The sequence below is a fragment of the Geothermobacter hydrogeniphilus genome, from assembly GCF_002898515.1.
Taxonomy (GTDB): Bacteria; Desulfobacterota; Desulfuromonadia; order Desulfuromonadales; family Geothermobacteraceae; genus Geothermobacter_A.
This window is the reverse complement of record NZ_PPFX01000020.1, coordinates 31,892-49,853: the sequence shown is the minus strand read 5'-3', so window position 1 is coordinate 49,853 and position 17,962 is coordinate 31,892. Positions and strand designations below refer to the sequence as shown.

The 17,962-nt window shown below is 59.8% G+C and carries 16 protein-coding genes; all 16 read right to left on the bottom strand.

The window, feature by feature from the left end; translation table 11 throughout:
• Position 1: 1 nt before the first annotated feature.
• From C2E25_RS09875 to C2E25_RS09800, 16 genes are read right to left on the bottom strand one after another with little or no spacing between them, the layout of a single operon-like run.
• Complete coding sequence (locus C2E25_RS09875) at positions 2 to 1,804, bottom strand: ABC transporter ATP-binding protein (protein ID WP_103115584.1); 1,803 nt, start codon at positions 1,802 to 1,804, stop codon at positions 2 to 4.
• A gap of 46 nt (positions 1,805 to 1,850) precedes the next feature.
• Positions 1,851 to 3,026: a DUF362 domain-containing protein gene (locus C2E25_RS09870; RefSeq protein WP_103115583.1), complete on the bottom strand. Its 1,176-nt coding sequence runs from the start codon at positions 3,024 to 3,026 to the stop codon at positions 1,851 to 1,853.
• Positions 3,027 to 3,034: 8 nt separating this feature from the next.
• Positions 3,035 to 4,198, bottom strand: a complete 1,164-nt coding sequence (locus C2E25_RS09865) for a radical SAM protein (RefSeq protein ID WP_103115582.1) — start codon at positions 4,196 to 4,198, stop codon at positions 3,035 to 3,037.
• Entirely contained in the window at positions 4,185 to 5,339 is a 1,155-nt protein-coding gene (locus C2E25_RS09860; protein ID WP_103115581.1) for a GNAT family N-acetyltransferase, read from the bottom strand. The genes C2E25_RS09865 and C2E25_RS09860 overlap by 14 nt, the downstream gene beginning before the upstream one ends.
• Entirely contained in the window at positions 5,339 to 6,001 is a 663-nt protein-coding gene (locus C2E25_RS09855) for an exosortase C-terminal domain/associated protein EpsI (RefSeq protein ID WP_103115580.1), read from the bottom strand. Before C2E25_RS09855 ends, C2E25_RS09860 begins: the two co-directional genes overlap by 1 nt.
• Positions 5,998 to 6,849: an exosortase/archaeosortase family protein gene (locus C2E25_RS09850; protein WP_233189392.1), complete on the bottom strand. Its 852-nt coding sequence runs from the start codon at positions 6,847 to 6,849 to the stop codon at positions 5,998 to 6,000. Before C2E25_RS09850 ends, C2E25_RS09855 begins: the two co-directional genes overlap by 4 nt.
• Positions 6,816 to 8,081: a DegT/DnrJ/EryC1/StrS family aminotransferase gene (locus C2E25_RS09845; protein WP_103115578.1), complete on the bottom strand. Its 1,266-nt coding sequence runs from the start codon at positions 8,079 to 8,081 to the stop codon at positions 6,816 to 6,818. Before C2E25_RS09845 ends, C2E25_RS09850 begins: the two co-directional genes overlap by 34 nt.
• Positions 8,082 to 8,093: 12 nt before the next feature.
• Positions 8,094 to 9,125 carry a FemAB family XrtA/PEP-CTERM system-associated protein gene (locus C2E25_RS09840; protein ID WP_103115577.1) on the bottom strand — a complete coding sequence of 344 codons (1,032 nt, stop codon included), beginning with the start codon at positions 9,123 to 9,125 and terminating at the stop codon, positions 8,094 to 8,096.
• Positions 9,110 to 10,075, bottom strand: coding sequence for a formyl transferase (locus C2E25_RS09835; protein WP_103115576.1), 966 nt, complete (start codon positions 10,073 to 10,075; stop codon positions 9,110 to 9,112). Before C2E25_RS09835 ends, C2E25_RS09840 begins: the two co-directional genes overlap by 16 nt.
• 45 nt (positions 10,076 to 10,120) lie before the next feature.
• Positions 10,121 to 10,996, bottom strand: coding sequence for an XrtA system polysaccharide deacetylase (locus C2E25_RS09830; RefSeq protein ID WP_103115575.1), 876 nt, complete (start codon positions 10,994 to 10,996; stop codon positions 10,121 to 10,123).
• Positions 10,997 to 11,020: 24 nt separating this feature from the next.
• Positions 11,021 to 12,166 carry an XrtA/PEP-CTERM system-associated ATPase gene (locus C2E25_RS09825; protein ID WP_158247208.1) on the bottom strand — a complete coding sequence of 382 codons (1,146 nt, stop codon included), beginning with the start codon at positions 12,164 to 12,166 and terminating at the stop codon, positions 11,021 to 11,023.
• On the bottom strand, positions 12,166 to 13,458 hold the full coding sequence (locus C2E25_RS09820) for a hypothetical protein (RefSeq protein WP_146032941.1): 1,293 nt from the start codon (positions 13,456 to 13,458) through the stop codon (positions 12,166 to 12,168). The genes C2E25_RS09825 and C2E25_RS09820 overlap by 1 nt, the downstream gene beginning before the upstream one ends.
• The gene (locus tag C2E25_RS09815) at positions 13,448 to 14,257 is read right to left on the bottom strand and encodes a polysaccharide biosynthesis tyrosine autokinase (protein WP_103115572.1); all 810 of its coding nucleotides are present in this window, start codon (positions 14,255 to 14,257) and stop codon (positions 13,448 to 13,450) included. The genes C2E25_RS09820 and C2E25_RS09815 overlap by 11 nt, the downstream gene beginning before the upstream one ends.
• 16 nt (positions 14,258 to 14,273) lie before the next feature.
• Entirely contained in the window at positions 14,274 to 15,767 is a 1,494-nt protein-coding gene (locus C2E25_RS09810) for an XrtA system polysaccharide chain length determinant (RefSeq protein WP_103115571.1), read from the bottom strand.
• Positions 15,768 to 15,770: 3 nt separating this feature from the next.
• Positions 15,771 to 16,592: a polysaccharide biosynthesis/export family protein gene (locus C2E25_RS09805; protein ID WP_103115570.1), complete on the bottom strand. Its 822-nt coding sequence runs from the start codon at positions 16,590 to 16,592 to the stop codon at positions 15,771 to 15,773.
• Between the two features lie 2 nt (positions 16,593 to 16,594).
• The gene (locus C2E25_RS09800) at positions 16,595 to 17,959 is read right to left on the bottom strand and encodes a TIGR03013 family XrtA/PEP-CTERM system glycosyltransferase (protein WP_103115569.1); all 1,365 of its coding nucleotides are present in this window, start codon (positions 17,957 to 17,959) and stop codon (positions 16,595 to 16,597) included.
• Between the last annotated feature and the right edge of the window lie 3 nt (positions 17,960 to 17,962).

Genomic DNA, 17,962 nt, shown 5'->3' with positions numbered 1-17,962 from the left:
TTCACCTTGTACCGGTGCGCGCCATGGCCCGAAACCTGACGGACGAACCGGAGAGCTGGTCGTAAGTCCCCTGTTCGACAACCCGTCCCTGCTCCATGACATAGATGACGTCGCACTCCTTCAGGGTCGTCAGACGGTGAGCGATGGTGACAATGGTCTTTTTCCCGGCGAGATCATGAATGGCCTGAATAATCGCCTCTTCGGTGATCCCGTCCAGGGCGCTCGTGGCTTCATCCATGATCAGAACCTCCGGATCATGATAGAGAGCCCTGGCGATGCCGATACGCTGCCGCTGGCCGCCGCTCAGACGGACCCCTTTCTCACCGACATGGGTTTCGTAGCCCTCCGGAAGAGACTGCATAACGAATTCATGAATATTGGCGATACGGGCTGCTTTCTCGACGGCATTTCTGTCGATTTTTTCCGGCGGGACCCCGAAGGCGATATTGTTCATCAGGGAATCATCGCTGAGAAAAATGACCTGCGGGACATAGCCGACCATCCCCTGCCAGCGTGAAAGACGTTCCGCATCCAGCGGGACGTCATCGACGAGCAGAGCGCCCTTGTCGGGGGTCAGCAGACCGAGCAGAAGATCGACAACGGTGGTTTTTCCGGCACCGGTCGCGCCGACCAGCCCGACACTGCTGTTTTTCATGATGGTCAGGTTCAGATCGCGCACTACCGGTGTACCGCTGCCGGGGTAACCGAAGGTGACGCCGGAAAACGCGATCGACTGCCGGAACGGGAGGGCATCGACCTCTTCCGACCGCCAGGACACAGCGCCATCCGTCATGCCGGCAAGGTCACGATGAAGAGCATCGAGGATGGCAACGTTGAACCGCAGGGTACTCATGGCGGAAAAAACCCCCTGCAGGGCCGGCAGCAGACGATATCCGGCGAAGGCATAAAGGGAAATCATCGGCAGGGTGTTGCCGACCCCCTGACGGATCGCCAGAAAATAGAGCACGATGATCAGGATACCGCCGAAAGCCATGACTTCCATGATGTAGCTGGGGAGATTGGAAACCAGGCCGTTGATGGCCATATTTCTCTCTATCCGGTAGGCATAACCGGAAAACTGATCGAAAAAATATCGCTGCCGTTTGAGAACCTTCAATTCCTTGACACCACCGAAGGCTTCTCCGGCCGACTTGAAGCGCATGGCGTTGGCTTCGAACCGCTCTTTGCCGAGCCGCGCCAGTTTTTTCTGAACCAGGCAGTAGAGCAGGACATAGGCGCCGCCGAGAACGGACATGATCATCATCGCCAGCAGCGGATCAACCACGATCAGCAGCCCCAGAACGAACAGGATGGAAACGATCCTGGTCAGGATCTGGGTGCAGGGCCTGAGGACCTCATGGGTAAATTTGGACACTTCCTGCAGGATGTTCTTCCCCAGCACCGAGGTGTTCTGATTGAGGAAAAAGGTATAGGGACGGGCCAGGTACCTGTAGAGAAGACGTCGGGAGAGACTGTACAACCGGAAATGAACGAACCGCAGTTCAAGAAACAGGACCAGGGCCTTGACGGCATTGCTCAGCAGCAGGACGAAGAAAACCAGGAATCCGAGAAACACCAGGAAACTGTTGACCGAAGAGAACCCGAGGACCTGGTAGCACCAGAAGAGATAATGATTGTTTTCAACGATCTCCGGGCTGGAGACCACCGCCATGAACGGCATGATCGAAGCAACCCCGGCAACATCGATCAACCCCACAATGACGATTGCGAACATCAGCCAGAAGAACTGTCTTCGTTCCTGCCGATCGAGGAGCGAGAATATTTTTTTTACGAAGACGAACATGAAGACCCCTGTCATTGAATGCGATGCGTACAGGCTGCGGCATCTGTCAGATCATCACCTCTGCAAAATCTATCCGGGTATAGCCACCCTTTCCGTCCCGATGCTCATGCACCCCCAGCCCCCTTTGCGCGGCTTCATGCAGGTAACGATGGGGAAACGGCTCAAATCCGTTCGCCCGCTGTTCCGCCGCCACCAGGTCGCCGACCACCGATTCCAGGGCGACCGGGTCGCGGGAGAAAAAGAGGCTGCCCGGCACTCTGTCGAGCCCCGGGGATGTCCAGGGAGACGGACGGCGATCATTATCGCCGCGGGTGAAACAGGCGGCCCCGAGCAGGGCGTCGACCACGCACAGCCGGGTCTTGTCGCGGATGTGCGGGTTGTCGTTGAGGTCGACGATATGCGATTCGAGATACTCACCATGCAGCACCACCGGGTAGACGTTGCGGTTGCTGAAGCGCACGGTGCCGAAATGGTTCTTCAACGCGCTCGACTGCAGCAGGTACTGGTGTCCCTTCAACACCGGCACGTTGATCAGGTGGTCAGCCTCGGTGAGAATTTCGGGCATGAAGCATTCCACCTCCGCGCCGTCCTTGTCGCGAACCGGGTTCCGCATTCTGACCGGCGCCCCGCTGTCGGCCGCGGCGGGTCCCGGGAACACCCTGGCGGAGAGCTTGTCAAACAGGTTTGACGACCGTTTCATGAAAACGGTGCGGACACCGAAGGGCCCGAACCATTGCCGCATCACGTCATTTTCCGGCGCCGTCAGATCAAAGACGGTGATCGACTCGGCCGGAAAACCGGCCTCCAGCAGGCTCGCGACCAGAGCCGTCAGCAGGTGCGGCGAGGTCATGATCACCTCTCCGTAGCCGACGTGAATATTGCCCAGGTTCGGCTTGATCACGATCCGCTCACCCTGACGCCAGGGGATGAGCGCCCGCCAGGCAGACCCGACATCCGCTGCGCCGGTCAGGGCGACCAGTCCCGCCGCCAGCATCCGCCTGACCGCGGCCGAATCGATGCCGGTGGTGTAGTCACCGGGGCCGAAGCCCCAACGACACGCCGCCGGATCATGGACCCGCAGCACCCGGCTCACCGCTTGCACCCCGGCTTTCACGACCTTATCCCCCCGCGTCAACCCGGCCCGGGCGGACCAGCGCCAGGGCATGGCCAGCGCCAGGCAGGCCGTCAGCAGGGAACGAAGGAAGAGTCGTCGTTTCATCATCGGTCAGGTCACCTGTTCAGCACCGGTTCAATGCGCGTGAAATAAACCCGTTTCAGGGATTGCTTGATGCCGGGATTGCGTTCCACGCCGAGAATACAGGTCGCGCACATCGGCATTCCCCCCCGGTCGTGCTGATCGCGCAGTCGACGGTGGCGGGCATTGTCCCAGATGGTGTCAAACGCGTCCGTGACAAGGTCCCCCAACTCAACATTGGTGATGAAGGGGCAGAGAACGATCTGCCCCGCCGGGTCGACGGTCACCTCGTTGCGCATCACGTAGCATTTCCGGTGCGGAATCCGCCCGCTGGAGAGGCTCTCTTCGGAGCGGGTGTCGATATTGATGGTCGCCACGCGCAGCGGCCGGTCCCTGAATTTCTTCTTGATGGTCCGGATCGCGGCCTTGATCCCGGCCGCGGCCTCCGGGTCGACCAGAATGGTCCGTTCGCGCCGAATGTAGTGCGGATCGGGAACCACCCCGTCGAGGCGGGTCCGCGCGACATCCTCGGGCAGGAATTCCCCGGCGTATTCATAGTGGATCTCGTCAAAGCCCATCAGCAGCGCGTAATCCGCCAGCTCTTCGAGGAAGTCGGCATTGAACCTGGAAACGGTGCAATTGCAGACCAGTCGCACCGGGCGCGCGCAGGAGCCCTGTCTTTCACGCGCCCGGGTGAGACGGGTGACCGCCTGCACGACGTTCCGCGACGCGTCTTCCAGTCCGCGGATCTCATTCTGCTGTTCGGGCAGGCCGTCGGTTGAGACATAGACGGTGTCAACATACCTGACCATCGCCTCGGCCAGCTCGTCATCGAGGCCGATCTGGTTGGTCGGCAGATGAACCGCCATCCCTTTCTCATGCAGTCCGGCCAGCACCTGCAGCAGCAGCTCTTTTCTCAGCAGGACATTGCCGCCGAAGACCTCGACCACCCGGATACCGGCCGCCGCCAACTTGTCGATGATGATCTTCCAGCCGTCGTAATCGAGTTCCCGCTCCGCCAGCTGTTCCTGAGGCAGCTGCCAGCGGCTGCAGGTCTTACAGCGCGAGTCGCAGCGGTAGGTCAGAAACAGGGTGGCGATCTTCGGCCGAACCCGGTAGAAACCGATCTCCCGACTGACGATCGCGCGGCAATCTCCGCCGACCACCCTGATGCCGTTGATGAATTTACGCACCCGCATAACTGATCCACCTTTTGACCGACCGAACGGCTCGGTTCACACGCAGTTTTCTGAGGAACGGAAGAATCCGGTATTCGAGGATGTAGAGAAACTGCATCTTCAGAGCCCGGCTGAACACTTCGGCATTCTCATGCTCCCTGGTGGACCTGGACCAGTTGAGCAGGTAGGAATAATGGTGGCCGCAGGAGTTGTACTCCCGGACCTCACCCTCCTCGAAAAGACTTTTCAGAATGTGATATTCAAGGACGGAGCCGGGCGACAGGTCCCCGAACGAAGCATCGTAATCGGCGCGAATCGGATAGCAGACACCGTTGTCCTGCAGATGAAATTCAAACGCCACCACCTGCACCCCCTTGAACAGCACCCAGAGCATCACCCTGTCTTCGGGGCCGAAAGAATGACAGATACGGCGATAAAACTGCTGACTCGCGGGGTTGCTGAGCAGATCGGTCCCGGCCTCCCTTTTCCAGCTGCGTCCCGAAACCCGGAACATTTCGTCGAGCAGATCGTGGTCGCCGCTGTCGATCGGGCAGTGCCGCACGCAGACATCGCCCACCTGGCGAACCCGGTTGAACTTGTTGCGCAGATTTTTCCGGAAGCGGGTGGAACGGTTGGCCAGAAACCGTTCCCAGTCGCCGTCGATGGTGACGTAGGGGCTGTCAATATTCTCTTTGCTGCCACGCCGGAAACCGGACAGAATGTCGCCCGCGGTCACGGCGTTGTCCAGCGGACCGCCCTTGCGTATTTTCCGCAGGTCGACCAGGTCCCAGTGACTGAAGGCGGCGATAGCGGCCAGCAGCACGGCCAGGGATTCACGTTCGGCCCCCTTGCGCAGAATGAAATCGTTGAACGGCGTCTGGCCGTTGTCAGCGAACCCGAGAACTCTCACCGGCACCCAGCGATAGCGTCTCCGGGCGATGAGCAGCGGCGCAACCGCCGTGACGCCCCCCTCCCCGTCCCGCACCAGCATGACATGCAGTTCGCTGTCGGCATTGAAACAGTCCACGCCGGCGAGAAACCACTCGTGCCGCAGGTGAAGAACCTCACCGACGCTCGCGGCCAGGCAGGCGTTCCATTCGCGGCCGAGAGAATCCAACTCTTCACGGTCAGAGACGATCTGCAGATCAAGTGTCTTTGTCATCAGCCTTCTTCCGGCCAGTAAGCGGGGAGCAGCGCCAGTATTTTTTCGGCGAATCTCCGGGTCAGCTTCCGCGCCTCGGCGATACCGGCTTCGTCGCAGGAGGAAGTAACTCGCACAAAAGCGCCGTCATTGCGGTTACGCAGCACCCGGCCCAGAAACCGCTGGATGTTCTGTTCGAAACCGGTTGCCAGAACCTTGTCCCGGTCGGTCTGGTACCAGTGCAGCACCGTTTCATAACGCCCATCCTTGCCGGCCAGGATGTAATTCACCCGCACCCGCCGCGGACCGCTGACATCCTCGCCCGGCTGTTCCAGTGATTCTTTTCCGGTGTCGAGAATGGCCCAGCCCACCCCCGGCAGGCAGGCATAGGGATTGTGCCCGGTGCGTCCTCCCTTGGCGGTGCCGTAATAACCGATGTAGAGGGTCACCAGGTGGCCTGCCGCATCGCTGTAGTGGCGGTAGACATGCTTGTCAGCGTTCAACTCGTCGTAGACCACCTGCGGAAAACGATCTTCCACCGCCCGGTAACCGTCAATCTCCATCGGCAGCCGTTCAAGGTTGGTGCGAGTCACCACCGGGCTGCCCCGCGTGGTGGAGAGAAAGGCTCCCCCCAGGGCCAGCAGCAGCACCGCCGCCGCGACGGTAAACGTTCTGTTGTTCATGTTTCCCCACCGTCCATGAACCTCGGCCGCCAGAACCTGAGCCCCCTACCGAGCAGAACATTTTCCATCCCCAGCACCAACAGCCCGAAAATAAACACCGCCAGGCCGGAAAACTCGTGCAGGAATCCCCGCGCCACCTGGTCGCCATAAAAATGCGCGAGAACGCCGGTCCCGCTGATGCGCAGAATGTTGGCGGCCAGGGCGACAGGAACCGCCGAACAGAGAAGAATGATCTTTCGGGTCAGCCCCAATTTCGAAAAGTAGACGAAAATGGAGCCCAGCATGATCAGCGCGACGATTGAGCGGATGCCGCTGCAGGCCTCCGCCACCTCCAGCTGGGTCTGGACGAAATAGAGCATGTTCCCTTCCCGCAAAACCGGGATTGAACACAACTGGATCAGGGACGAGGAGATCATCGTCGCCAGCGTCTGCAGCGGCAGGGCGACCAGCCCGATGACCGAAACCGGAACCGGCACCATGAACAGCAGAAAAAACAGGGGAAAGGCGAGAATCCGGAAAATCTTTCCGCCGTACAGGTAGAGCACCAGTCCCGCCAGGGAGAAGACGATCATCGCCCGGGCGACAACCGCGATATCCCCCACCAGGGCCAGCAGATAGACGATCAGGCTCGCCGACAGCAGCACCAGCCCTGAAGGCGAACTGGAGGCCTCAGCCTGCCGCAGACGCTCACGACAGGTCCAGACAAAGTACAGCGACACCAACGGCACCAGCAGCCCGTGAGAACTGTCGGCCTGATGGATCCAGGCGGAGAACAACTCCGGATAAACCGGGTAGAACACCGCCGCCAAAAGGATCAGGAGGATAGCTGTTCTGGTTCTGTTTCCCACTCGGGACTCCACCTCCGACGACCTCCTTCGGTCACCCGTTCAATGTTGTTCTCAATGTTCGCCAGATCCCGCGGCGTCATCAGGTTGTGAACCGGCAGGGTGACCAACGTCCGGCAGAGCCGTTCTGCCACCGGACAGCTTTCACCCTGGTTTTCCGTCACCAGTTCCGGGATGCCGGTGACCGGAGCCGGGTAGGTTGCGACGATTCCCAGGCCCTTTTCAAAACTGCGCCGCAGCAGCCCGACCCTTTGGTCGGGATCGTCGATCTGCCAGGGAAAGCGGAGGAAATCGGGCACGTCACCGACCCGGATGGAACCGAAATGACGCCCTCCCGAAACATCCAGGATCTCCGCCCAGTGACAGGAATTGACCGCGCGGACCCGGCGGAGCCGGGCAATGCGCGACCGCCATCCGCGCACGAGACCGGCCTGAAACGCGGACAGCTTCCGGATCTTGAAATCCGGGTCAAAACGGGTTTCACCCAACTTCAGGAAAGGCAGGGAACGCGGCAGCCAGAAACGGGACGGTTTCAACAGGAACACCAGCGCCACCGCGTAGATAAGCAGCCGCAGCAGTTCGCCCGCACGATAGGCTGGAAGCGTTGCCGCCCGACGGCGGATCACCCGGGCAAGAGACGCGTCGCGGGTGAGAATGACCCCTCCTTCAACAGTCGACAGGGCCTTGCCGCGGCCCAGGCTGAACAGGGCCACCGGAGCCAGGGTGCCGAGCTTCTGCTGCCGCCGGTATCCGCCGAAACCCTGGGCGGCATCTTCGATAACGGTGACCCCCGTTCCCGCCGCCAGACTGAGCAGTTCGGCGACGCGGGCCGGAGCCCCGAACTGATGGACGGAAACCACCGCCAGCAGTCGCGGGTTGCTCAACTTCGGCGCCAGCAAGGCAAAATCAAAATCCAGGGTTTCAGGATCAAGGTCGCAGAACCTGACCTTGAGTCCTGCCCGGACGATGGCCGAAGGGACCGAGTAACAGCAGAAAGCCGGAATCAACACCTCGTCCCTCTCCGCGTGCAACGCCTTCAACGCTTCCAGGATGAGGGTCAGCGCCGCCTTGCCGGAGGACAAAAGAAAACAGCAAGGCACATCGAAAAAGGAACGGATTTCATTCTCGAAACGCCGCACTTCATCCGCACCCCGACGCCAGCCGTTCAAGCCGGCGGCAATATTTTTCCACCTCAGCGGTGCGGCAGCCGGTGGCAAAGTGCGTCCGATTCTCATCTCCATGCCCCTCTACAGGCTGATGCAGCGTCTCAACACCGGTCCAAGACGATTACAGACCGGCCGCGGAATTTTCTGCCAGAGCGCCCCGGCCACCCCCCGCGCGGTCCCGCCGGGCGTCGTCTGCCGGACGCTCTTGCCGTCAACGCCGTAATGCACCCGGGCGATCGGCACCGGGCGCGCCCCCCACTGCCGCTTGAACCTGAACGTGCCCGAGTCCGGGGTTGAACGACCGAAATCAAAACAGCGGAAACCATGGTCCGCGGCGTAGGCGAGGAAGGTCCAGTAAAGCAGCATATTGGGATTCAAGCTGTTGTAGCGGCGCAGGGTCGAAGCCCAGGGAATCGATACGGTTCGTCCATGCAGCAGCATGATGCCGCCCGCCGCGACCGTTCCATCGGCGGTGGTCACCAGGCCGACCCGGCACTGCGCGCCATACCCGGCAACGACCGCGTCCAGCCAGCCCCGGCTATGAACCGGCGAGCCGAGAGCCCTCATGTTTTCAGCGAAAACCCGGTAAAAGGGGGCCAGCAGCCCGACCCCGCCGAGTTCGGCCCGCAACCCGTCTCGCGCGGGCTTTTTCACCTGGCTGCGAAGCTTGGCCTTGAAACCGGCGAGCAACCGCTCCGCGCTGTCGGGCAGCTCCAGAACCATGCGTACCTTCGCGGCAGGCGTCTCCATCCGCCCCTGCTCGTCCGTCATCCTGATCTCGACCCCGTCGGCGCCGATTTGTTCCGCAATCCGCAGAGCCGCGTCGACCAGGGCGGACGCGGTTTCACGGCCATCGGCCAGCACCCCCCCGAGATCACAATAGGGCAGGGAAACCAGGCGCGGACTGCGGAACGGTTGTTTGAAGGCGATCAGCGGCAACACCCCTCTCACCTGCCCCTCCGCCTCTGCCAGCAGATAATGGGCGGGGAATCCGTAGGCCCGCCGCACCGCGTCCTGCCAGGCGAAACGGTGATAGGCGACCCCTTCGGGATGGGCCAGGACATAGCTGTCCCAGGCTTCGCGATCAGATTCTCGAGCTACCCGGATACGCATGGCCGTGTCCCCTTCCGCGCTGCCGCCCACTCCACCGATGACACCGTCGATAGCGGCCGGCCAGGATTCGGATCGGACTGAAAATGCCCGTACATGGTTTGAATCACCGGCTCGTCACGCTGTGCCTTTTCGGCGAGATAGTGATCGATAAGGCCGCGGTCGATCTTGTCCAGGGCGGATTTCAGCACCGCCGGCGTGACCAGACGATTGAAGTACAGGGTTCCCCGGCGCTCCAGAGGGTGACGGACGACTCGCCCGTCCCGGACATCCGCGATGGCGCGGCTCATCATCCGCACGCCCAGCCTGACAACCTTGGCGTACAGGGTTTCCGGGTTGTCGCCCGGGCAGATCACCGGCCGACCCTGAAAAATGATGTCGCCGTCATCAATGCCGGAACTGACATAGTGAACCGTCGCCCCGACATACTCCGGTTCTTCGTTATGGACCGCCCAGAGCGTGGTCCAGACGCCGCGATAGTGTTGCGACAGGCCGCCGTGCAGATTCAGCACCCCCAGGCAGGGAATGGCGAGAATCTCCGGTCCGAGGATCGAACAACCGCAGACGGCGATAAGATCGGGCCGCAGGGATTTGATCTGCCGGACGTAGAGGGGATCGTTGATATCCCTGACACCCCGGGTGCGGACGATGCGGCAGCTCTCCGGAATCGTCTCCAGGGTTTCCGTCTTGCCGCAGGTAGAAAGCCAGGCGTCATGGGCGAGCTGACCATAATTCCTGAGAATTTTTCGTTCCGCGAACCTGGCCGCCAACCTGCCGGGAGAAACCGCGTATCCCAACCCCTTCTTCAGTCTCACGGCCAACGACGGCGACGTGTTTCCATACTGGGTTTCGACAAAAATACCCACCACCGGAAAACGTTCGGCCAACCGGTTGGCGAAGTAGATGTCGGACCGGTCTTCACTGACCAGGATGACGATTCTCAATGACTTCATGCGACCTCAATGACCCGTTTCCGCGAGCGCGGTCCCCGGTGGTGATCAGAGAACCAGGGCTTCGCGCATCGGTGTAAAGGTGAAATCCCGCAGCAGACGACGAAAACGACCTTCGGTTTTTCCCAGGTTCAGGTAATGCCTGATATGACTTTTCCATCCTGCTCCGCCGATCCGGGGCTGTTCCGGGTCGAGTTCCCAGGGATGGAGGTAGAACACGAACGGTTTGCGCTCAACCCGGTTGATATGGTTCAACCCCCAGCGGGTGAAGGCATAGGGATGGAGCCGGAAATATCCACCTCCGGCGATCGGGATGTTGCGTTCGGCATAGCGGAGGGTGGTGATGGGGATTTCCAGCAGCGCGCCGTCATCGGCATCCTCCGTGTCACCGCTGACCGACCAGACACCCTCCCGGCTGCGCGTCAACCGGCTGGCGAAGCGCGGAAAATCACGAAACCCGTAAAGATCGTGCCGCACCGGAAAAATACTGGAATCATAGCCATACCCCGCCCGGTAAAGCTCATCGAAAGCCCAGGCGGTCTGCGGTGAAATCGAGTAGCTCGGCGCGCGGTAGCCGAGTACCGGCCGCCCGGTGATATCCTCCAGCAGATGTTTGCTGCGGACCACATCCTGGCGAAAAAGCGTCCGGTCCCGGGTGCCGACGCGCTGATGCCAGTAACCGTGGCTGGCCACTTCATGCCCTTCGGCGGCAATCGTTTCGACCAGTTCCCGGCAACGTTCGGCGATCCAGCCGAGGACAAAAAAAGTGGCCCTGACCCCCGCCTGGTCGAGCATCTGCAGAATCCTGTCGGTATTTTCCCGGACACGCAATTCCCGCTGCGGCCAGGATCCGGGCGGCGACACCTTTTCAAAGGCCGCCACCTGGAAGTAATCCTCGACATCAATACTCAGATAATTCGCCATGCTCCCTCCGCCTGCCGACGCCGCTCAACCGCTCAATTTGGCCAGCAACGTCCGGGCACGGTCCTTGTGCGCGCCCCGTTCCCGGTCCTGGAGTTTCAGCACCCGATCAAGCCGGTCCTCGATTCCTTCCATGCACAGACGGACTTTTTCCAGCTCGGTGTGCAGCCCGGCCAGTTGTTCCCGTTGCCCGGAGATGACCTTACGCAGGATATTTTCGTGTTTCAGCAATCGTTCCTGAATCGAACCCCGTCCACTGTCTGCGTCCGCCGGCCTTCCAACCATGTTTTCCAGGGTGTTCAGTCGGGAATGACAGTCATCGGCATCAACCGTCCCCATCACGCTCTCACAGGGCCCGGCGAAGGTCACACCGTCCGCCAGGTCGGCAAGAACCTCGTCGATCAGTTCGATGTTGAGGTCGGCGTCCCCCTCGGTAAAGGCGGCCAGCAGCAGATAATCCCCGACAATATTCACCAGCCGCGGCAGCCCTTCGGTGCGTCGATGAATGCGGCTGAAGGCACCGCTCGGCAGAGTGACCGCAGCGGCGTTTCCGGCGCACTCAAGCCGGTGAAAAAAATATTCTTCCGTTTCCTCTTCGTTGAGCGGTCCGAGGTGACAGCTGATGTTGATCCGCTGGCGTAATTGCCTGAGTTCGGGGCGGCGGATGATGATCTTCAGTTCAGGCTGGCCGACCAGAACGATCTGCAGCAATTTTCGGTCGACCGCCTCCAGGTTGGAAAGCAGGCGTATTTCTTCGAGACTGTCGGGAGAAAGATTCTGCGCCTCGTCAATGATCAACACCGGTTGCCGGCGTTCAGCGTACTGAGAAACCAGGAATTCGTTGAGATCGCGCAACAGGTCGATTTTCTGCCGGTTCTCAACCGACAGCCCGAAGTCCTCGTTGATCATGCTCAGCAACTGGGTCGGATCGACACGGGTGTTGAACACCCGCGCGGTGACGATTTCCCCCTCAAGCCGATTGAGAATATTGTGAATCAGGGTGGTCTTGCCGGAACCGACTTCACCCGTCAACAGCACGAAACCGGCCCGTTCCCGAATGCCGTATTCGAGATAGCTGAGCGCTTTGCGATGGGTCCGGCTGAGATAGAAAAAAGCCGGATTGGGCACCAGTTCGAAGGGCTTGCACTGCAGGTGAAAAAACTGCTCATACATCATTTCTCTCCACGGGCCGGGGTGCGGGTTCCGAACGTCAGGCTGCCTTCCAGGTAAACCAGGTTTTCACGGTAACTGTTGGTTGAAATTGACGACGTGTTCTCCGTGTAGGTATAGCCGACTGCGATGCGATAGATTTTCCCCGAAAAGGCAAGTTCCCCGCCGCCGCCATAGCGATGACCGCGTTCATTTTCGGGCAGATATTTCTGGTACCGGTAATGTCCCCTGAGACTGCCTTCCAGGGCTCGGCTGAAATGGTAACCGACCTGCATCCGGCCGCCGTAATAGCGGTCTTCCCGGTCGACCGCCTGGAAATTGTCGAGCAGCTGGTAAAAAACCAGCTCGCCGCTCAGCCGGGCCTCCCGCACCAGCCTCAGTTCAGCGTTGCGTCTTCTTTTCAGGCCGTCATCGGCAGTCTGCAGATAGTCCTGGCTGCCGAGCAGGACCAGTTGCCATGGTTTCGACTCGCCAAAGGTCAACTCCAGCGTTCCCAGACCGTAGACGGCGGCGTCACGATGGTCATAATCGAGCTGAATGGCGCCCCCGCGGGCGGTCAGCCCCCAAACCGGGTTGGGACTCCAGCGACAGCCGAGCGTCAGGTCAAGGCGTTTGTAATCCTCGGTCAGGTCGGCCTTCTGCCGGCTCCAGGCCCCTTTCAGATCACTGTTCAGCCTCGGGCTCAGGCTCTTCTCGATCAGCAACTCGACACCATATCCCTGCGTATCGTCCCCGACGGACGATTCATACCTGGTCTTGTCGAAAGGGAAGGCCAGCTCCCCCGTCAGGGTCGGCGTGAAGTTGCGCCGATACTGGGGCCGAAGCCTGACCAGGGAACGGTTGGTCTTGTTCACCAGGCTGGTGCGGTCGGAGATTTCACGACGGTCGTCGATCACAACCCGGTCAATGATGCCATGGGCGAGGATGGAAAAATCTCCCGTCGGCAACAGTGTCAGGTCCATCTGGCCGCGCTGAATATCCTTCAGGTCGGTCTCGTCCAGGCCGTCGTGATCAAGATATTTCCGGAATTCGAGGCCATAGGTCAGCTCCCCGGTCACCAACCGATTGTCCAGCCCCAGGATCAAAGACGGGGCAAGGGTGCTGATCAGATCATCCTGCTCACGAAAGGGGTCGAGAAAAACATTGTCGGTGTATTCCTCGCGCAGGGTGATGCTGGAGGCCACCGACATGCGGGCCTCGGCCGCGCTGCCCGGCAACAGGCCGATGACAGCCGTGACCAGGCAGCCCAGAAACAGGTCCCATCGACAACCGGATGGTTTCATTTCAATAGCCATAGCTTCCATACCCAGGACGTTTCAGGCTTGCGGCGCAGTTGTAGACCGTTCCCAGGACATAACTCCCCCGCAGCTGCTCCAGTCCCTCCCGAACCTCGACAATATTGGCCACTTTCTCCCGCACCACGTAGAGAACGCCGTCCACCAGCGGTCCGAGAATCGTCGCGTCGGCGAAGGGAAGCACCGGCGGGCTGTCGAACACCACGTAACGGTCCCGGTAGCGCTGTTTGACATCTTCGACGAATGCTCTCATCTGGTGGGAGGAAATAAGTTCCTGGGGATTGGTGGAGGAGGTACCGGCCGGCAGAATGGCCAGTTTGCCGAGCCCGGTGTGGACCATAGCCTCGGCAAGATCGGCCTCCCCGGCGAGACATTCCACCAGTCCCGGGCTCTGCCCGATAGCGAAGACTTCATGCAGGTGAGGCCGCCGCAGGTCGGCATCAATCAGCAGCACGCTGTGATCGAGTTGCCGCGCCAGGGAAAGCGCCAGGTTGGCCGCGGTCAGGGATTTCCCTTCGCCGGTCACGGAACTGGTGATCAGCAGGCTGTTCCGGCACGCTCCCTCGCTCATCGTCTGCAGGATCTGGGTCATCAACTTCTTGTATTCTTCGGCAACGACCCCGTTCGGCTGATGCAGCGCGACCAGCCACTCGGATTCAACCTGAATCGGAGCAACCGCCGGATAGCAGCCCGCCCGATCCGCGGTCCGTTCCGCAGCGACCCTGCTGCCGGCGGACTCGGGAACCCTGCGTGCCTGGATGTCGGCGGCAATCTCGATGGCCCTGTCGATTCGACTCATACATCTGTGCCTTTCTTCAACCCCGGGGAAGAAACATTTCACAGGCCAGGACGGTCGCGATTCCGGCAGAATAAAGAACGACCACCATGCCCAGCATCCTGTTGCCGCGGACCAGGGCCGCCTGCGACTCACTGTCGACAATGACCGGGATCACGCCGATGATCGACAGCCCGGCGAGGGTCAGTTCATCGGCGGAGCGAACCGCTCCTTTCAGGCTCTCAAGCAGAATCACCAGCCCGGCACCGACGCCGATTGCGGCGCATACCGCCAGAAAGATCATCTTGATCCGATTGGGGAAAATCGGTCGGGTCGGCAGATAGGCCGGATCGACAATCCTGAACGTGGTGGCCTTGTCACCGATTTCCATCTGCTTCGAAACCTCGGCCTGGCCGAGCCGCAGCAGCAGCTCCTGGTAGATTTTCCGGTAGGAATCCCGTTCCTGGGTCAAGACCGCCAGTTTTTTCCTGCTCACCGGGACATTCTGCAGGGCGGCCTTGCGGTCGGCGATAATCTTCCGCAGGCTTTTTCGATGGCTGGTCAAGGCGCCGATTTCAGCCTCAATGGCCAGCATTTTCTGCTGAACATCCTGGTAGACCGGGTTGCTGACCATCATTTCCGACTTGACCGGTTTGCTGGCGACCCCGTTCGCGTTCCGGGCTTTCAGATCTTCCATCTCCGCCTTCAAGCGCACGACATCCGGGTAATTTTCGGTATAGGTCAACAACAGCTGCTGCAGCCGTGCCTCCAGAAAACTGATCCGGTCATCCCGCTGTTTTTCGCTGAAGACCGCGATGGTCGGCTCCAGGCTCCGCATCTGTCCCCCCAGTTTGGTTTTCCTGGCCTTGAGAGTATTGAGCTGAATGCCGATCTGCTCGATCTGTTTCTGATAATCCTTGAGATCGGCAAGGCTGCCGGCTTCATCCTGGGAGAGAAAGATCCCCTGTTTTTTCCGGAAGGCGATAATCGCGTCCTCCGCGGTATCCAGTTTTTTCTTGAAATGGGTCAGCTGATCCTGCAGAAAACGGTTGGCGCCGTAGGTTTCCTCTCGTTTTCCCGAGAGGTTCTCCTCGACATAGGCGCTGACAAGACGATTGACATACTGCTGGGCGAATTTCGGGTTCCGGTCGACCAGTGACACGGTAAACAGGTCTTTTCCCTTCACCTCGATCTTGGTCCGCCCCTGCAGATTTGAAACCAGTTCCTGAAAATCCTCGACATCCGGATGGAGCGTGTCCATATCCAGGTCTTTCAGGACCCGGGTGATCAGACCGCGACTCAGCAGCGCGTATTTGAGGACCCGGATCCGGTCATCCATATCCGGCGTGATCGCCAATCCCTTAACCAGGTTGTTGATCACACTTTTCTCGATAAAAACAGTGCTGTCTGCCTCGTACTTACGGGGCAGAAGATAACTGCCGCAGATGAAAACAACGGTGGCGAGGATCGTCGTCAGGACAAACAGCGTCCGGCGTTCATAAATCATTTCAAGATAGCGAAAAAGTTCTTTCATAGCTCAGAACATGCTTTCCTTGACCGTGACATAGTCACCCGGTTTAAGGGCCAGGTTCAGATCGAAACGACGGTTGTCGATAAGATCTTTGATATTGACCTCGATGGCATTGGCCTTGTCTCCCAGTCGGGCCGAATTGCTGCGCAGCACATCCACCCTGCTGCGGTCGGCATAGTCCGAAAATCCACCTGCCTCAAGGATGGCGTCGAGCACTTTGAGTCCGGGCCGGTAAATGATGAACTTCGGCTCCTTGACCGCGCCGACGACATAAACCTTGTTCCGCTCGTTGGGAGGGATAAACAGGATATCTTCGGGCTGCAGGACCAGATCCTGGGACAGATCCCCGTCGACAAACAGAGCGTCCATCGCCACCGGCACCCGTTTTCCGTCACGCATCAGCCAGGCACGTTTCAGATCCGCGCCGGTCAGATCGCCGAAACGACAGAGAAACTTGAAGAGCGAGGTCCGTCCCGGAAGCTGGACCACCTCGGCCGGCACCCCTCCTCCGGAAACATAGATCCGGTTGTTGGTCACCTTGTTGACGGTCACCGTCACCAGCGGCTTCTTCACCAGTGCCGAAAGCTTCTTTTCCAGTTTTTCTCCCAGTTCGCGGGGAGAGAGCCCTGTCGCTTCGACATCACCCGCGGCCGGAATCGATATTTTCCCGTCCGGACGCACCACCACGTCACTGCTGAGGTTTTCAACTCCCCAGACCGAGATGGACAGCACATCCCCGTCGCCGATGAGGTAGTCTCCCGCAAAGGCCGGCGCGGCGACGACGAGGAACGTCAGCAAGATGCGGGATATGAATGTGAATCGTTTCATGATTATCGGCTCCCACGGGCGAAAAGGACCACCTTGACCGTCTCCAGAACGATGACGATGTCAAGAAACGGCGAATAATTCTTGATGTAATAAAGATCGTAGCGAAGCTTTTCCAGGGCGTCTTCGACCGATGCCCCGTAGGGATACCTGACCTGGGCCCAGCCGGTCAGGCCCGGTTTGACGGCATGCCGGCTGCCATAGTAGGGAATCTTGCGGGTGAGCATGGCGACGAACTCGGGCCGCTCCGGACGGGGCCCGACAAAGCTCATGTCCCCCTTGAAGACATTGAACAACTGGGGAATTTCATCGATACGGGATTTCCGCAGGAAGCGGCCGACGCGGGTAATTCTCGGGTCATTGCTCTGCGCCCAGACCGCTCCGGTCTCCTGTTCGGCATCCTGGCGCATGGTGCGGAACTTGTAGGTTCGGAAAACCCTGCCGCCGAATCCGACCCGCTCCTGGCAGAAGAAGACCGGCCCCGGGGATTCGAGCTTGATCAGGAGCGCCACCAGGGGGAAGATCGGCAGTGCCAGCAGGATCCCGACCCCTGAAAGCAGGATCGAAAACACGCGTTTCTGCCACAACACGTAGCGGGTGACGCAAAACCCGTCGGAGAAGATGAACCAGCTCGGGGTGATATCCTCAAGTTTCAACTTACCGGTCACCTTCTCATAGAAGGTGACCGAGTCGATAACCTCGACGCCGTGCAATTTACACCAGAGAATATCGCCGACCGGCAGCACGCCCCGTCTTTCGGTCAGGGCAAGAACCAGCTTTTTCACCTGGTTGCGGCGAATCAGCTCCTTCAGCTTCTCCATCTTGCAGCAGACACTTTCTTCAGTGCTCTCATCAACAACATTTTCCGGGTGAATATAGCCCTTGAAAACAAACGGGTTCTGCTCACTGTCGATCAGGCCGGCCACTTCACGGGCGCGGGCCCCGGTTCCGAGAACCATCACGTTCTGGGATATCCAGGGGAAACGCAGAAGAATCGGGTACCGGTAGTGCCACAGAAGCTGGGCCAGGCCGACACCGGCCAGCACCAGGACCAGTTGCCCCGGCAGCCACTGCGACTGGGGAGTCACGGCATAGAAGAGCAGCAGGATCAGAAACGCCATCAGACCGGCGATCAGAATCCGGACACAGGTCTCTTTCCACCTGAACCGACGGTCCCCCCGGTAGAGTTCGGCAAAGTAGGTGGAAAAAACGACCGTCAGCCCGAAAACCAGGCTCTGTCCCAGGCCGTGCGAAAAGGAAGTCGGCATGCTTCTTCCGGACAGCATGGCGAGAAACATCCCCACCAATGCCGGGATAAGTGCCGCCAGAAGAAAATCTCCACCTGCCAGAATAAGATTCGGCTTTTTCATAGT

Bases quoted from the DNA above. Each gene is read 5' to 3' on its own strand.
- C2E25_RS09875 (WP_103115584.1), bottom strand. From the start codon at position 1,804: ATGTTCGTCTTCGTAAAAAAAATATTCTCGCTCCTCGATCGGCAGGAA.
- C2E25_RS09870 (WP_103115583.1), bottom strand. From the start codon at position 3,026: ATGATGAAACGACGACTCTTCCTTCGTTCCCTGCTGACGGCCTGCCTG.
- C2E25_RS09865 (WP_103115582.1), bottom strand. From the start codon at position 4,198: ATGCGGGTGCGTAAATTCATCAACGGCATCAGGGTGGTCGGCGGAGAT.
- C2E25_RS09860 (WP_103115581.1), bottom strand. From the start codon at position 5,339: ATGACAAAGACACTTGATCTGCAGATCGTCTCTGACCGTGAAGAGTTG.
- C2E25_RS09855 (WP_103115580.1), bottom strand. From the start codon at position 6,001: ATGAACAACAGAACGTTTACCGTCGCGGCGGCGGTGCTGCTGCTGGCC.
- C2E25_RS09845 (WP_103115578.1), bottom strand. From the start codon at position 8,081: ATGAGAATCGGACGCACTTTGCCACCGGCTGCCGCACCGCTGAGGTGG.
- C2E25_RS09840 (WP_103115577.1), bottom strand. From the start codon at position 9,125: ATGCGTATCCGGGTAGCTCGAGAATCTGATCGCGAAGCCTGGGACAGC.
- C2E25_RS09835 (WP_103115576.1), bottom strand. From the start codon at position 10,075: ATGAAGTCATTGAGAATCGTCATCCTGGTCAGTGAAGACCGGTCCGAC.
- C2E25_RS09830 (WP_103115575.1), bottom strand. From the start codon at position 10,996: ATGGCGAATTATCTGAGTATTGATGTCGAGGATTACTTCCAGGTGGCG.
- C2E25_RS09825 (WP_158247208.1), bottom strand. From the start codon at position 12,166: ATGTATGAGCAGTTTTTTCACCTGCAGTGCAAGCCCTTCGAACTGGTG.
- C2E25_RS09820 (WP_146032941.1), bottom strand. From the start codon at position 13,458: ATGGCTATTGAAATGAAACCATCCGGTTGTCGATGGGACCTGTTTCTG.
- C2E25_RS09815 (WP_103115572.1), bottom strand. From the start codon at position 14,257: ATGAGTCGAATCGACAGGGCCATCGAGATTGCCGCCGACATCCAGGCA.
- C2E25_RS09810 (WP_103115571.1), bottom strand. From the start codon at position 15,767: ATGAAAGAACTTTTTCGCTATCTTGAAATGATTTATGAACGCCGGACG.
- C2E25_RS09805 (WP_103115570.1), bottom strand. From the start codon at position 16,592: ATGAAACGATTCACATTCATATCCCGCATCTTGCTGACGTTCCTCGTC.
- C2E25_RS09800 (WP_103115569.1), bottom strand. From the start codon at position 17,959: ATGAAAAAGCCGAATCTTATTCTGGCAGGTGGAGATTTTCTTCTGGCG.